Below are 14,971 nucleotides of genomic sequence, written 5' to 3' on the forward strand. Positions count from 1 at the left end.
GTTATGTTTCTATCTCAACCCAAATTACTTAATGTTATCTAATAAGTGACGAATACGTTTGAAGTCACCTTTGCTTACTAAAGAACCTTTACGTAATTTACGTTTTTGTTTAGTAGATTTGTTAGCGAATAAGTGACTAGTGTAAGCACGAGCACGCTTTAACTTACCGCTTCCAGTTTTTTTGAAACGCTTTGCAGCGCCACGATGTGTTTTCATTTTTGGCATGGGGTGTTCCTCCTCGTTCTATTACTTTTCGTTTTTAGGTGCAAGCACTAAGAACATGCTGCGTCCTTCCATTTTTGGAGCTGATTCAACTGAACTAATATCAGCGCAAGCCTCTGAAAAACGATCAAGTACTTTTTGTCCAATTCCTTTATGAGTAATAGCACGACCCTTAAAACGAATTGACGCTTTTACTTTATCACCTTTTTCAAGGAACTTACGTGCGTTACGAAGTTTTGTGTTAAAATCATGCTCATCGATTGTTGGGCTTAAACGAACTTCTTTTAAGTTAACAACCTTTTGGTTTTTACGAGCTTCTCTTTCTTTACGCTGTTGCTCGTAGCGGAACTTACCGTAGTCCATAATACGACATACAGGTGGTTTCGCGTTTGCAGCAACCATTACTAAGTCAAGATTTGCTCGTGCAGCAATATCAAGTGCTTCATTTTTTGATTTAATTCCTAATTGCTCACCGTTTTGATCAATTAGACGAACTTCGCGAGCTCGAATGCCCTCGTTTACCATCATGTCCTTGCTAATAAGTAGCCACCTCCAAGGTTTAATGAATGAATACGCTTGTGTAGATGTTGAGTATACACACAAAAAAGCGTGAGTACACAATGCACCCACACTACTATCGTTAAAAGTAAATACGATGTCAACCTGCTAACTGCTCTATAGGCGTCAATCAGGTGAGAAGCGGGTGCTTCTTCTTCTGCACAAACAAGTATTCAATTACTTAAGCTATTATAGTATCAACAAAGACAAAAGTCAATGATTTCGTTCTTTATTTAACAACAAAAATTATTTTACCAAAGGAAAAACATTTATGCAACATTTTTTTTGCTTTTTTTAAAAAAGGAAAGTGGAGAGGGTCCCCTCTCCACTTTTTTATTAGCGAGTAATTTCTACTTTTAGCCCTGCTAAGAACTGTTCAAAATCAACAGTTTCTGAATTTTGCTCGCCGTATTTACGCACATTGACTGCTTTTTCTTCTACTTCTTTATCTCCCACTACTAGCATGTAAGGGATTTTTTGCATTTGAGCTTCACGAATTTTATAACCAATTTTTTCTTCACGTGAATCTAGTTCCACGCGCACCCCTGCTAACTGAAGTTTCTCTTGAACTTCTTTTGCATAGTCTAAGTGAACTGTTGGAGATACTGGAATCACCTGAACTTGAACAGGTGCTAACCATGTTGGGAACGCCCCTTTGTATTCTTCAATTAAAAAGGCTACAAAGCGTTCCATTGTTGACACAACACCGCGGTGAATAACAACTGGACGATGTTGCTTCCCATCTTCTCCAATATATGTTAAATCAAAGCGTTCTGGTAATAAGAAATCTAGCTGTACTGTTGAAAGAGTTTCTTCTTTTCCAAGAGCCGTTTTAACTTGAACGTCAAGCTTTGGACCATAGAATGCCGCTTCTCCTTCTGCTTCATAGTAATCTAAACCAAGCTCATCCATTGCGTCCTTTAACATCGTTTGTGCTTTTTCCCACATTGCATCATCATCAAAGTACTTTTCTGTATCTTCTGGATCGCGATATGATAAGCGGAACGAATAGTTTTCAAAGCCAAAATCCTTATATACAGCTTCTACTAAACGAACAACACGAATTAGCTCCTCTTTAATTTGATCTGGACGAACAAAAATGTGCGCGTCATTTAGCGTCATACCACGAACACGCTGAAGACCAGCAAGTGCACCGGACATTTCATAACGGTGCATCGTACCTAGCTCTGCGATACGAATCGGTAATTCACGGTAGCTATGAATATCATTTTTATATACCATCATATGGTGGGGACAGTTCATTGGACGAAGAACTAAATCTTCATTATCCATTTCCATTGCTGGGAACATGCCGTCTTGATAATGATCCCAGTGACCAGATGTTTTATATAGCTCTACGCTACCTAGGACTGGTGTGTACACGTGTTGATAACCTAGTGCAACTTCTTTATCCACAATATAGCGTTCGATAACGCGACGAATTGTTGCCCCTTTTGGTAACCATAATGGAAGACCTTGTCCAACTTTTTGTGAGTTTGTGAATAAATTAAGCTCTTTACCAATTTTACGGTGATCACGCTCCTTCGCTTCCTCTAATAAGCGTAAGTGCTCATCTAAGTCCGCTTTTTTGAAGAATGCTGTACCGTAGATACGCTGCAACATTTGATTGTTGCTATCTCCACGCCAGTAAGCACCAGCAATATTCAATAGCTTAAATTCTTTAATTTTGCCGGTTGATGGAACATGAATACCGCGACAAAGATCAAAGAACTCGCCTTGTTGATAAATTGTTACAGTCTCACCTGCTGGAATTGCATCGATAAGCTCTAACTTTAATTCATCTCCAACTTCTTTATATAGCTCAATTGCTTCTTCACGAGATACTTCGCGACGCTCAATATCAATATTTGCATTCACAATCTTCTTCATTTCTTTTTCAATTTCAATTAGATCGTCAGGCGTAATGGATTGCTCCATATCAATGTCATAATAAAATCCACTCTCGATAACTGGTCCTACGCCAAGCTGAACCTTTTGATCTTTAAAAACACGCTTAATCGCTTGAGCCATTAAGTGAGCCGTACTGTGACGCATAATTTCAAGTGCTTCACTTGAATCTTGCGTGATGATTTCAAGCTGACCGTCTGCGTAAATTGGTGTACGTAAATCTAAGAGCTCACCGTTTACCTTACCTGCAATTGATTTTTTCTTTAGCCCTGGGCTAATCGATGACGCAATTTGTTCTGTCGTTGTACCTTTAGGATATTCTTTTACTGCACCATCTGGAAATGTCATTGAAATAACTTCTGACATGTGATTCAACTCCTTATTTATCTCAGTATAATCCTGCATAAACTGGTTATTTACGCAAATAAAAAAACTCGTCCCTTAGTAAGGGACGAGTTGTGTATACACGTGGTACCACCCTTGTTTCTGTCTTTCTGCTTAATAAAGCACAATAAAAGACAGCTCGAGGCTTGATAACGGAAATTCCGTCAGTAATTACTAAAGTAAAATACTTGTTTACTACTGAAGTTTAGAGGTGGTAAGGATATAAATCGTGTTAAGAATCTTTCAGCCATGGATTCCCTCTCTAATAAACCGTAAATATAAACTCATGTCCTCATCATTACTTATCGCTAATTAATATTTTTACAATATGAGCCTATTATATTCATTTTTAAAATAGAAATCAACCTCTCAAGTCAGATTCTCTTTTTTTAAAAATGTGGCTTCTTGTTTTGTACATATGATTACTCGCTCTTGGAAAAGGTTTTGAATGGTATAAATGAAATCATGTGTATGCTCACGATCACTATAAATATAAATATGCTCTGGAGATAGCGTAATGAGAGGCGCTATAACGGATGGATCTATGTATAACGACTCATTCTTTTTCATAAATTCCTCAGCTAAATGTTGACGCTGATTTGCTGTTAACAATGTAAAATTTTCATCATAGAGTTGAAATTCACTTTCTTGTGAATGCACAACATGTATTGCTTCGCAGTTTGCCTCTTCCGTTAAAATAACTTGTCTGAGCTGTTCAACAAACATTTGATATTCATATTCTAGTTTATATTCATCAATAGCGATTTCTACATAGTATTGTAAGCGAGATCGATAATTCTTTAATCGAAACTGGAGAAAGGACTCAAATGTAAACGTAACGTTGTTCACTAAGAAATCTTGCAGCGCTTCTCTAATTAATAGCTCTTTCGGCATTGAAAAATCCTGTTTTGGTACATCCTCTTTCTCACCCTCTACAATATGATAGACCATGTCTATAATAAGCTGTAGCTCTTGTGAATCTGTATAAAAAAATTTCTGTGTCAAAATCTCACTTAAAATGGATTCTTCTTTCTGCCCTAATATAAAATCTGTCAATACTGGGATTAGCATATCGTGTACAATTTCGTCTCGATTATATGTCACGTCAATTACTAGAAGCTGACTGTTCACAAGTTTAAAGCATTGCGGAGCATATGATAAAGCGCTTCGTTTCGCGCATAGAGACCTGTAAATACCAATTGCTTCTTTCTCATACTTAAAGAAAATTCTCACTAATGTTAGCCCCCTTTTGGACACGCTTTATTTATATATATGGGGCAACATGAAAAAAAATGAGCAAGTCCTTACATGAAATGTAAAAGAACTGCTCATTTGTTACGTTTATTTTCACCTTCCACCTTTACAGGAGTGGCTAACGTCTTGATTCGTTCCATAATCCGCGCGGCTTTCAACTCTTCCTCTTCACCTTTTTGCGTATACGTTAAATGGTGCTTCATCTGCTGAAAATTTAGATTTGACGTAAAAAAAGTCGGTAAATTTTCCAGCATTCGGAATTGAAGGATGGTGCCCAGCACATCGTCTCGCATCCAGCTCGTTACAGATTCTGCCCCCAAGTCATCTAACATTAAGACGGGCACTTTTTTAACGTATTCTATCTTCTCGTTAAAAGTTTTATCTTGAAAAGATCCTTTAAGCTCTCGCAAGAACTCAGGAACATATACAATGGTTGATTTCACTTTCTTTTCAGCTAAGGCATTAGCAATCGCACCTAAAAAGTAGGTTTTCCCAACACCGAAAGACCCATGTAGATAAAGAGCTTTCATCTTTTTATTAGGTTCATACTCCCTGACAAAATCTCGCACTAACTTAATAGCTTCAAGCCGACCTTGCTCAATTTCAATCTCTGACATGGAAGCGCTCAAAATATCTTTCGGTACATAAAGACACTGAATAAATGACTCTTGCTCTTTGCGTTCATCTTCAGTTACTTTTCTAGGACAGCGCTCATAAGTTACATCAATATTCTTACCATCAATGGAAAGCTTTGGATGATAGCCTTTAATCATATTAACGCAGCTTTGTAAAGATGGACAGTCTTGACACTCTTTGCTCTGCCCTTTAAACTCATGCATCTTAATAAGACCACGTTCTACAATACCTTCATCCAATTGGTCCCGATTCTTCCTTAAAAAATCTTGGACATTACGATCAGAAAGTACTTCTGATTTTAACGTTTCAAATCGTTCCTTGAAACCTTGATTATTCGCTAATTTGTTTAGTGAATCATTGATTGACTTCATCCCATTACCTCTCCTTTCCATTCATTAATCCTCACGATTCTTCTTTAAGTCCAAATCAAGCTGCTTTAATTCTTCTTCAAGTTTCCGCTTTTCTTCTTCAAAATCTAAATCTTCTTTTTGGCTTTGAGGTTTCTTTTCCTCTTCCGACTCTTCTTTCAACCAGTCTGGGACCAGCTCTTTACGAACCGTTCGTTTTTTCTTCGTCGTTGCTTGCTTAGACTCAGCCCAATTTTGGTATTCCTTATGCTCATTCTTCGCAATAATCATCGCTTCTTCCACTGTTTTTACCTTTTTACGAGCCCAGTGCCCCGCAATTTTATCCACATATGCTTTCGATAACTTCATATCTGTTCTTAGCATGACATAATAAATAAGTACGTTAGCAACACCAGGAGAAAGATTTTGATGAAACATAACGTCTTCAACCATTTGTAAATCTGCTTTAGAAGGCGTTGCTCCACCGGACAAGTCTGTCAGTAGCTGCTTTGGCGACGTCACTTCTAACTGCTTAATTAACTTCTCCTCTTGAGAAATAGGCTCTTTATGTTCCATTGTTCGTAATAACGGCGGCTGAACTTGTTCACTTAAGTTAGGCAGTGCTTCACCATTTTCAAACTGATAATGATTTCTAGCAGCTTTTCGAAGCATTTCAATATCTACTTGATCATTTTCATTAAGCGCGTCCAAGACAACATTCTTCATTTGCAAAGCATCGATTTGATATAAAAACGCCAGCTTTTCAATTGCTGACCTTACTTTGATTGTAATGGCTTTTTTAGAAATCATGGACTCGGTTAAACCTGCCAGAAATAAATCAAAATCAAACCCTGCATCCCTAATCGTTATATTCGCTCTTTTGGAGTTATCAACATAGTCTAAATCTTTACTTGGTATGAAGACATCTTGATTCTCTCGTTGTAAACTTGACGTGAGCTCTGTCGTTTGTACTGACTTATAGACATCGTTAAATGACCGAGTAACGTCTTTAAATTCCATCTGGTCAACAGCTGGGTCCATAAAGTATCGTCTAATTTTTTGAAATACATTTTTCCCTAATCGATTGTATAAGTAGACGTTTAAAACACCATCATCAAAGAACTGTTGTGGTGTTAATGGAGGAATTAACTCATAAATATAAACTCTTCCCCCGTCATCTTCTTTCATATAGGTTTTTAATAAGCCAATTCCCTCAAGCTTTAATCGCTCTTGATAAATGGATTTTAAGTTCATTTGCATAACGGCCATTAGATGATGATGCGTTACTTCTGCTCCCCACAAGCGCCCTTGCTCTAGTTCACTCCATAACGTCATATATAAGCCATAGCACACGGTTCCAATTAACGGTTGATAGAGAGTTGTTAACACTTTTCGATCATATTCTTGAATAACGCCGCTCGTTCTCACAACATAACGGTCAACTGGAATAATTTCTTTCCAATGTTGCTCATTCATCATCATTACCTACCCAATTCTAAAATAGCAAAAAAGAGCTAAAAAATCTCTTTAATAGCTCTTTTATAGTTTTTCTTTCTTAATTAACTCTTTTAGTTCATCAATAAAGACATTAATGTCTTTAAATTGACGATAAACAGAGGCAAAGCGTACATACGATACTTCATCAATAGCAGCTAGCCTTTCCATTACCATTTCCCCAACAACGTCCGACTGAACTTCTGATGCACCTTGACTACGCAGTTCAGATTCAATATCATGTACAGTATCTTCAAGTTGTTTCAAGCTAACTTGTCTTTTTTCACATGCCTTAATCAAACCGCGTAAAATCTTCTCTTTACTAAATTCTTCACGCGCTCCGTCTTTTTTCACTACGATTAAAGGTGGCTCTTCTACTTTTTCAAATGTTGTATAACGGTAGTGACAATTTTCGCATTCACGTCGCCTGCGAATTGAACGACCTTCTTCAACAGGCCGTGAGTCTAACACTCTCGTTCCATTATACTGACAGGAAGGACATTTCATCTTCTCAACTCCAATAAATAACCTTTTATATTTGTATAAACTAAGCAGCTTGTACGAACTGACTGCCTATGTATGTTAGAAATTTAAAATAAAAATTCACTTTCTTTTCATATTATAGAAAACAAAGCTTGAATACAAGTGAAGGAGAATGAATTCTGAAATTTTATTTCCTAAAACATTTGTTTTCCAATAGATAAAGGCGTTATACAGCTTTATTTATTCAATATACTTTATTTCCCTTACTTAATAGCAATCAAATGCTGATCAAAATGCTTATAAAAAAAGATGATTAATTCTTTACTATACCCAAAATCGAATGGCATCACTTTTGATTCCGTTGTAACCGAAAAATCGATAGCGGTTTCAAAAGGTCGTAATGAAATAATCGTAATAACAACAAATGCTTTTCGCCCCTTAGATACGTTTAAACTAATCTCTCCACGCTCTTCATAAGCAGCTAAAATCTCTACTCCATTCATATTCTTCAATAAATTTTGCACCTGAGTAAATGTTTGAGAGGCTGTTGATTTATAGTAATGTGTTTGTAACTTTGGATTCTCGTGGTGGTCTCTAGTTTCAGAATGATTCGAAAAAACTGACTTTACTTTTTGAATAATCCCCATGTTGTATAGACTCCTTTTTATCAAAATAATCGCTATAGCTATTAAAAATATACTAGCTACTTTCTTTATTATAATGGATAAACAATATTTTTGTATCTAAAAAGGACTGTCTATAAATGGCGAGTCCAATTTATAGAGCAGTCCCTAATTGTCTTAGCTTTGTTTTATACTATTAAAGTACATTTGCTTTCGTTTGCTTTACTTGTACAGGACCCATTCCACGTGGCACTTCAATTGTCTCACGTGTTTGAGCGTTTAGTTCATCTGCAATATAGTCAGCAGCGATTGTTGGATCTAAGTCTCCACATGTGTATACATCGATACTTGCATATCCATGCTCTGGAAAGCTGTGAATAGTTAAGTGTGATTCTGAGATAATAACAACCCCACTTACACCCTGAGGTGCAAACTTATGAAAAGCAACCTCACGAACTTCCGCTCCAGTCTTTAATGCTGCATCTACAAACGTTTTTTCAATATAATCCATATCATTCAACTTATCGAAATCACAACCCCATAATTCTGAGATAACGTGACGACCCATTGTTTCCATAATGATATTTCCCCCTTTAACAATTTTTAATCGTTAAATATGAAATTCTTTCGCCATATAGCATGTTAACTACCACGGGGGAAAGTTAGTCCAGAGAGGTCCTAACCCTTTAAGTAGATACATAACCGAAAGGTACACAAGAAGTTCACGAAACATAGTATACTTTGTTTAGACTTATTTTGCAACACGTGATTTTATTTAAATTTACAATCTGTAGCTAAACACAATTTATTCTCTGCCCCACCGCTTTCTTAAGACCTCTCATTTATTAGTTCCCTATCTTAATTAGAACAAACAATGAATTCAAACACAAAAAGCGAGGCATGATTGCCTCGCTTTTTTATCCAACTTTTAGCTTTGAATTTTGAATCATTTCTGCTGTAATATATTTCACCAAATCGACTACTCTTTGTGAGTATCCCCATTCATTATCGTACCACGCTAATACTTTAATTTTATGTTCATCCATGACCATCGTTGATAAGCCGTCAATGATTGCTGAATGAGGGTTTGTATTGAAATCAATTGATACTAATGGTTCTGTTGTAAATGCCAATATGCCTTGTAAGGGACCCTCTGCCGATTGAATAAACATTTCATTCACCGCTTCTTTTGTTACCGCTTTCCTAACATCGACAACAAGGTCGACAAGCGAGACATTTGGCGTTGGAACCCGCAGCGCCATACCATGTAATTTCCCACTGAGATGAGGAAGCACCAGCGATAATGCTTTGGCAGCCCCAGTTGTTGTAGGGATAATGGACTGACCGCATGCGCGCGCGCGTCGCAAATCTTTATGTGGATTATCAATATTTTTTTGATCATTCGTATATGCGTGAACTGTTGTCATCAACCCGTTCTCAATGGTGAAAGCTTCGTCTAATACTTTCACAACAGGCGCTAGGCAGTTTGTCGTACAAGATGCATTTGAGATAATATGGTGCTTATGCACATCCAATACCTTTTCATTTACCCCCATTACAATCGTGACATCTTCATCTTTACCAGGTGCTGTTAAGACAACTTTTTGAGCACCAGCCTCAATATGTAACTGTGCTTTTTCTCTAGAGTTAAATTTCCCAGTTGCTTCAATCACTAGATCAATTTGCAACTGTTTCCACGGTAATAAGAGTGGGTCTCGCGAGTCAAGCAGTTGAATTCTTTTACCATTTACAATCAACGCATCTGTTTCACAAATAACTTCTCCATTAAATGGACCATGAATAGAGTCATATTTAATTAAATGTGCTAATGTTTCTGCAGGATAGCTTGCATTAATTGCAACAATATCTAACTTCTCCTCTTCAATTGCTGTTCGAAAAACCATTCTTCCAATTCTCCCAAAACCATTAATTGCAATTCGTGCTTTCATGGCTGTTCCCCCTAACAAATATGTTATACTATTTAACCTTTTATACAAAATAGTATAACATAAATAATTTTAAAATGAAGAATTATTGCACATTATTTTATTGTCTTATTCTACATATATTAAAAAAAGCTGGAAAGAATGACTTCTCTCCAGCTCAATTTGTTAATTTTGATACAAGTTTTATCACTTGTTCTTTTGTTTCAGCTATACTTCCATTATTATTAACTATAAAATCTGCCATCTTTGCCTTTTCAGTTAAAGGCAGCTGAGACTTAATTCTTGCTAATGCATCTTCTTTAGAAAGGTTATTTCGCTTCTGTAGTCGCTCAAGCTGCACAAGTTCATTTACATGGACAACAACAACTTGGTCTACCAGATACGTTAATTTGCTTTCAAACAAAAGCGGAATATCCAACACAACTAGCTGATATTGCTCAGCAATCAGCTGCTCTTTTTGCTTTAACATTTCCTTTCGAACTTCCGGGTGTACAATTGAATTTAGCTTTTGACGTTCCTGTTCATTATGAAAGATAATCTGACCAAGAGCAGCACGATTAATTTCTAAATCTTCTTGTAAAATGCCTTTTCCAAACGTCTCAACAATTTTACTATAAGCCGCTCTACCGTTCTGAACGACTTCTTTTGCAATTTGATCAGCATCAATAACCGGTATACTCATTTCACGGAATATGGCTGCAACCGTACTTTTTCCACTAGCAATTCCACCCGTTAAACCAACAACAATCGTCATAATGTTCTCCCTTTTTAATTCTTATAATCTAAATATCCCCATTAAAATCAATACAACACCTGGTACAAATGAAAACATCCTCATCCAAGCTAATTTAGAAAACCATTTTCCAATTTGAATTCCTAATGCAAGAAAAATAAAACTCATTGCTGCTACGGCAATGGCCAATATAATTGGAGAATAGCCTAATAAAGCTGCTGCTATTCCAGCTCCAAATGCATCCAACGATAACGCAATACCTAAAATTAACGCTTCAACTCCCGTAATAGAGCCGGATTTATCTAAATCTGCTGTCGTCGGCTTTTTCAAAATGTTAATAACCAACCCAATAGATTTTATTTCCACCTTAAAAATAATCTTTTCTTCCAACTTTGCTGTTTCCTCATCTTCAGGACGAAAAAATTGATACAAAATCCACATGCCCAACAATACAAAGATAATACCACCAATGGTGTCAAGCGCAGCTGGAGAAAATAAGTGAGTAATCATTTTACCGACAAACATTGCAAGAGTTAATGTAAACGCGGAACAACACGCAATGATTAAAATTGATTTAAACGGAATTTTAAGTTTTCTCAATCCGTATGTTAATCCTACGCTGAAGCTATCTAGGCTTACTGCAAAAGCTACTAGTATTAAAGAAAGTGAAATCATCTTAAAGAGCTCCTTCCATTTCATCTATCTAAAGTATATGAAAGGAGCCCATCCATTGTTATTATTCTTCAAGCTTCTGGCAACTTGGACAAATATGCGTACCTCTTCCCGCTACTACATATTTTCTAATCGGGGTGCCACATACAGCACAAGGTTGGTCTTTTTTCCCATAAACATAAAGCTGAAGCTGAAACATTCCCATCTCTCCTTGAGTGTTTACGTAGGATCGAATGGTGCTTCCGCCTTTTTCAACCGCTTCCTGTAGAGTTGCTACTATTTCTTTATGCAAACGGTCCAGCTCTTCATCGGTGAGCTCGCTTGCTACACGTTCAGGATGTATACGAGCTCGAAACAGTGCTTCATCGACATAGATATTTCCAAGACCAACGACCACTTGCTGGTCTAATAAGACCGCCTTAATTTTTCGGGTCGTTCGACCGATTCGTTTTTTTAGAACTTCAGCTGTAAACAGTGCTTCAAAAGGCTCTGGACCAAGTGTACTTAGGGGTGGTGATGATTCTTCTTCTCCTGGCTGAAATAAATGCATAGTCCCAAATTTTCGTACATCTTTGTACCTTAACTGCGTACCATCGGTAAATAAAAAGATAACATGCGTATGCTTATCAATCGGTTCATCCTTTTCAACAAGAGCGTACTTGCCTTCCATTCGGAGATGAGAAACCAATACGTAGTCATCTAAGATAATTTTCAAAAACTTACCTCGACGGTGTACATCTAGAATCGTCTGTCCCTTTAGTGCGTCACAAAACTGTTCAACATCAACCGGTCGCTTAATGATATTTGACCAAGTTACTTTTACTTCATCAATTGTTTTTCCTTTTACTAAATGAATGAGCGTGCGGCGAACCGTTTCAACCTCTGGTAATTCCGGCACCTTATCCACCTCTCTTTGCTAGTTCATTGTTGTTTACTTAGCATCAAACCAAGTAGCACCATATGAATAATCTACCTTTAAAGGTACATCTAATTTCAGTGCGCTTTCCATCACTTCTGGAACAATGCGTTCAAGAATTTCAATTTCATGTTTCGGTGCTTCAAAGATAAGCTCATCATGTACTTGAAGAAGAAGCTTGGTTTCTAAATTTTCTTCTTTTAATCGCTTAGCCATCTCGAGCATTGCTTTTTTGATAATATCAGCAGCTGTTCCTTGAATAGGTGTGTTCATAGCCGTTCTCTCAGCAAAACTTCTGAGATTGAAGTTGCGGCTTGTAATCTCAGGTAGGTAGCGACGACGGTGCAATAAAGTCGTTACATAGCCTGTTTCTTTCGCTTGACGTATAATGTCTGCCATATATTCTTGAACTCCAGGAAAACTTTCTAAGTAGCGCTCAATAAACTTTGCTGCTTCTTTTCGCGTAATACCGAGATTCTGTGATAACCCATAATCACTAATGCCATACACTATCCCGAAGTTAACCGCTTTTGCTTGACGTCTCATATTCGCCGTCACATCTTCTTTTGCTACGTGGAACACATCCATAGCCGTTTTCGTATGAACATCTAGATCTTCTGTAAATGCTTCAATTAGTTTTTCATCAGCTGCAATATGTGCTAAGACACGCAGCTCGATTTGAGAATAATCGGCGGCAAAGATTACCCAATCTTTCTGAGAAGGAACAAAAGCTGAACGTATTTTTTTCCCTTCTTCCAAGCGGATAGGGATATTTTGCAAATTAGGATCAACTGAACTTAACCGTCCTGTTTGCGTTAACGTTTGATTAAAACGCGTATGAACTTTCTCATCAGAATGAATGACTTTCTTTAGTCCTTCCACATATGTAGACTGAAGCTTACCAAGCTGACGGTATTCTAAGATTTCTTGGATAATTTCATGCTTATTAGCCAACTGTTCCAACACATCTGCAGAAGTAGAATAGCCCGTTTTTGTCTTTTTAATAACGGGGAGTTCAAGCTTTTCAAACAATATAACCCCTAACTGCTTCGTTGAATTAATGTTAAATTCTTCTCCAGCGTAACTATAAATAGTAGCTTCTAATTCCTTCAAGCGCTCATGAATAGTTTTCCCTAACTCATCTAGTCGGTTGTGGTCAATTTTCACTCCTTGATATTCCATGTCAGCTAATACAAATGACAGGGGCATCTCAAGCTGCTCATATAAGTCATATTGCTCATTTTCTTTTAGCTCTGTTAGCAGCTTTTCTTTTAAAAATCGAAGCGCTGCAGCTTTTCTAGCAACATGTTCTGCTAATTCATCTACTTCAGGTACAGATTTTTTTGCACCTTTTCCATATACTGCTTCATCAGAATTTACTTGCGTATAGCCTTTTAACTTAGCAATTGTAGCTAAATCATCGTTGGCTTCCGCAGGGTTTAAGATATAGGAAGCAATCATGATATCTTGTTCAATTCCTTTAATCTCATAGCCTTCCCAACGCATCGCGACAACCATTCTTTTTCCATCGAATACGGTCTTTTTCATTGATGCATCCTGCAACCAGTTTACAAATTCAGAAGACTCTAAGGCTACTGATTTTTCAATGAAAAAGTGGCCGTTTTCATTGCTAATACCAAAGCCTAACAGCTGATCACGATGATAATTCTCTTCATATCCTTCCACAACAAGCGCAGCGTCTTTGGTTAGTATATTTTTGTCTACATTTTGCACTATCTTATGTTCAAGCTCTTCAAAAGAATTGCTATCCTCTGAATCGCCACCAAATTTATCTAACAAGGAATTAAAGCCGAGCTCTTTAAATAATGCTAGAAGCTTTTCACTATTTTCACCTTCATACAAAACGCTTTCCAAGCTCACTTCAATGGGTGCGTTTGTGTCTATTGTAGCAAGCTCTTTGCTCATGAGTGCCTGCTCTTTGTTATCCGATAGCTTTTCTTTTAATTTTTTACCACTTACTTGATCGATCGATTCCAAGACGTTTTCAACTGTACCAAACTCTTTTAACAATTTCAGAGCCGTCTTTTCTCCAACTCCTGGAACACCCGGAATGTTGTCAGAAGAGTCCCCCATAAGCCCCTTCATATCAATTATTTGCATAGCCTTAATTCCATACTTCTCATCAATTAAAGCTGGAGTATAGGCATCAACATCTGTAATGCCTTTTCGCGTGATACCGACTGTTATGTGTTCTGAAACAAGCTGAAGTAAATCTTTATCACCTGAAATTACTTTCACTTCAAAGTTCTCTTTTTCAGCTTGTGTTGCCAATGTACCGATAATGTCATCGGCTTCGTAATTCTCTAGCTCATAGCGCTTAATTCCGTAAGCATCTAGCAAGTCTCGAATAAATGGAAATTGCTCTGATAACTCAGGCGGCGTTTTTTGTCTTCCACCTTTATACTCTGTAAATGTTTTATGACGAAACGTTGTTTTGCCAGCATCAAATGCAACAAGAAGATGTGTTGGTTTCTCCTCTTCTAAAATGCGCATTAACATCGTTGTAAATCCGTAAATGGCGTTTGTATGTATACCTTTATCATTATTCAGTAAAGGCAGAGCAAAAAATGCACGATATGCAATACTATTGCCGTCTATTAATACTAATTTCTTGGACATGAATAATCCTCCATTTCAAAAAAAGAACGTTTATTCTATTTTATCAAAAGTTCCCTCTTAACAACAAAAACTAATCTATCTAATTACAGTTAGTTTTTTACCAGAAACTAGTTTCATGCATAATTTGAACGAGGAATGCGCCTCAATTATAAATG

General features: G+C 37.1%; 14 protein-coding genes and 1 other annotated feature. All 14 genes read right to left on the reverse strand.

The annotated features are described in order from the left end of the window. Positions 1-24 precede the first annotated feature (24 nt). The 14 genes from rpmI to polA all read right to left on the reverse strand — a co-directional run bounded on the left by rpmI (position 25) and on the right by polA (position 14,816). Positions 25-225 carry a 50S ribosomal protein L35 gene (rpmI, locus tag EPL02_RS18400; RefSeq protein ID WP_013059426.1) on the reverse strand — a complete coding sequence of 67 codons (201 nt, stop codon included), beginning with the start codon at positions 223-225 and terminating at the stop codon, positions 25-27. Between the two features lie 21 nt (positions 226-246). After that, positions 247-750, reverse strand: coding sequence for a translation initiation factor IF-3 (gene infC / locus EPL02_RS18405; RefSeq protein ID WP_131888370.1), 504 nt, complete (start codon positions 748-750; stop codon positions 247-249). A gap of 67 nt (positions 751-817) precedes the next feature. Further along, positions 818-943: a sequence feature (ribosomal protein L20 leader region), on the reverse strand. Positions 944-1,116: 173 nt separating this feature from the next. Then, entirely contained in the window at positions 1,117-3,054 is a 1,938-nt protein-coding gene (thrS, locus tag EPL02_RS18410; protein WP_131888371.1) for a threonine--tRNA ligase, read from the reverse strand. 387 nt (positions 3,055-3,441) lie between these two features. Further along, on the reverse strand, positions 3,442-4,305 hold the full coding sequence (locus EPL02_RS18415; protein ID WP_094911857.1) for a putative sporulation protein YtxC: 864 nt from the start codon (positions 4,303-4,305) through the stop codon (positions 3,442-3,444). 95 nt (positions 4,306-4,400) lie between these two features. Beyond that, positions 4,401-5,333, reverse strand: coding sequence for a primosomal protein DnaI (gene dnaI / locus EPL02_RS18420; protein ID WP_094911858.1), 933 nt, complete (start codon positions 5,331-5,333; stop codon positions 4,401-4,403). 24 nt (positions 5,334-5,357) lie between these two features. Then, positions 5,358-6,785 carry a replication initiation and membrane attachment family protein gene (locus EPL02_RS18425; protein WP_131888372.1) on the reverse strand — a complete coding sequence of 476 codons (1,428 nt, stop codon included), beginning with the start codon at positions 6,783-6,785 and terminating at the stop codon, positions 5,358-5,360. A 63-nt stretch (positions 6,786-6,848) separates the two neighbouring features. After that, entirely contained in the window at positions 6,849-7,310 is a 462-nt protein-coding gene (nrdR, locus tag EPL02_RS18430; protein WP_094911859.1) for a transcriptional regulator NrdR, read from the reverse strand. A 239-nt stretch (positions 7,311-7,549) separates the two neighbouring features. Beyond that, positions 7,550-7,933, reverse strand: a complete 384-nt coding sequence (locus tag EPL02_RS18435) for a cytosolic protein (protein WP_094911860.1) — start codon at positions 7,931-7,933, stop codon at positions 7,550-7,552. Between the two features lie 172 nt (positions 7,934-8,105). Beyond that, positions 8,106-8,486, reverse strand: coding sequence for an adenosylmethionine decarboxylase (speD, locus tag EPL02_RS18440; protein ID WP_025907230.1), 381 nt, complete (start codon positions 8,484-8,486; stop codon positions 8,106-8,108). Positions 8,487-8,826: 340 nt separating this feature from the next. Next, complete coding sequence (locus EPL02_RS18445) at positions 8,827-9,858, reverse strand: glyceraldehyde-3-phosphate dehydrogenase (protein ID WP_094911862.1); 1,032 nt, start codon at positions 9,856-9,858, stop codon at positions 8,827-8,829. Between the two features lie 154 nt (positions 9,859-10,012). Further along, positions 10,013-10,609 (reverse strand): dephospho-CoA kinase, encoded by a 597-nt coding sequence (gene coaE, locus EPL02_RS18450; protein WP_131888373.1) that lies wholly within the window; start codon positions 10,607-10,609, stop codon positions 10,013-10,015. A 21-nt stretch (positions 10,610-10,630) separates the two neighbouring features. Continuing rightward, positions 10,631-11,263: a sporulation membrane protein YtaF gene (gene ytaF, locus EPL02_RS18455; protein ID WP_131888374.1), complete on the reverse strand. Its 633-nt coding sequence runs from the start codon at positions 11,261-11,263 to the stop codon at positions 10,631-10,633. Positions 11,264-11,324: 61 nt separating this feature from the next. Further along, on the reverse strand, positions 11,325-12,158 hold the full coding sequence (gene mutM, locus EPL02_RS18460; RefSeq protein WP_131888375.1) for a DNA-formamidopyrimidine glycosylase: 834 nt from the start codon (positions 12,156-12,158) through the stop codon (positions 11,325-11,327). A gap of 33 nt (positions 12,159-12,191) precedes the next feature. Next, a complete protein-coding gene (gene polA, locus EPL02_RS18465) occupies positions 12,192-14,816 on the reverse strand; it encodes a DNA polymerase I (RefSeq protein ID WP_131888376.1) in 2,625 nt (874 codons plus the stop codon). Positions 14,817-14,971: the final 155 nt, after the last annotated feature.

Origin of the sequence: Bacillus sp. CBEL-1 (assembly GCF_004348885.1) — a bacterium.
GTDB lineage: Bacteria > Bacillota > Bacilli > Bacillales > Bacillaceae_H > Priestia > Priestia aryabhattai_A.

Bases quoted from the DNA above. Each gene is read 5' to 3' on its own strand.
- dnaI (WP_094911858.1), bottom strand. From the start codon at position 5,333: ATGAAGTCAATCAATGATTCACTAAACAAATTAGCGAATAATCAAGGT.
- thrS (WP_131888371.1), bottom strand. From the start codon at position 3,054: ATGTCAGAAGTTATTTCAATGACATTTCCAGATGGTGCAGTAAAAGAA.
- coaE (WP_131888373.1), bottom strand. From the start codon at position 10,609: ATGACGATTGTTGTTGGTTTAACGGGTGGAATTGCTAGTGGAAAAAGT.
- polA (WP_131888376.1), bottom strand. From the start codon at position 14,816: ATGTCCAAGAAATTAGTATTAATAGACGGCAATAGTATTGCATATCGT.
- EPL02_RS18425 (WP_131888372.1), bottom strand. From the start codon at position 6,785: ATGAATGAGCAACATTGGAAAGAAATTATTCCAGTTGACCGTTATGTT.
- EPL02_RS18445 (WP_094911862.1), bottom strand. From the start codon at position 9,858: ATGAAAGCACGAATTGCAATTAATGGTTTTGGGAGAATTGGAAGAATG.
- EPL02_RS18435 (WP_094911860.1), bottom strand. From the start codon at position 7,933: ATGGGGATTATTCAAAAAGTAAAGTCAGTTTTTTCGAATCATTCTGAA.
- ytaF (WP_131888374.1), bottom strand. From the start codon at position 11,263: ATGATTTCACTTTCTTTAATACTAGTAGCTTTTGCAGTAAGCCTAGAT.
- rpmI (WP_013059426.1), bottom strand. From the start codon at position 225: ATGCCAAAAATGAAAACACATCGTGGCGCTGCAAAGCGTTTCAAAAAA.
- speD (WP_025907230.1), bottom strand. From the start codon at position 8,486: ATGGAAACAATGGGTCGTCACGTTATCTCAGAATTATGGGGTTGTGAT.
- nrdR (WP_094911859.1), bottom strand. From the start codon at position 7,310: ATGAAATGTCCTTCCTGTCAGTATAATGGAACGAGAGTGTTAGACTCA.
- infC (WP_131888370.1), bottom strand. From the start codon at position 750: ATGATGGTAAACGAGGGCATTCGAGCTCGCGAAGTTCGTCTAATTGAT.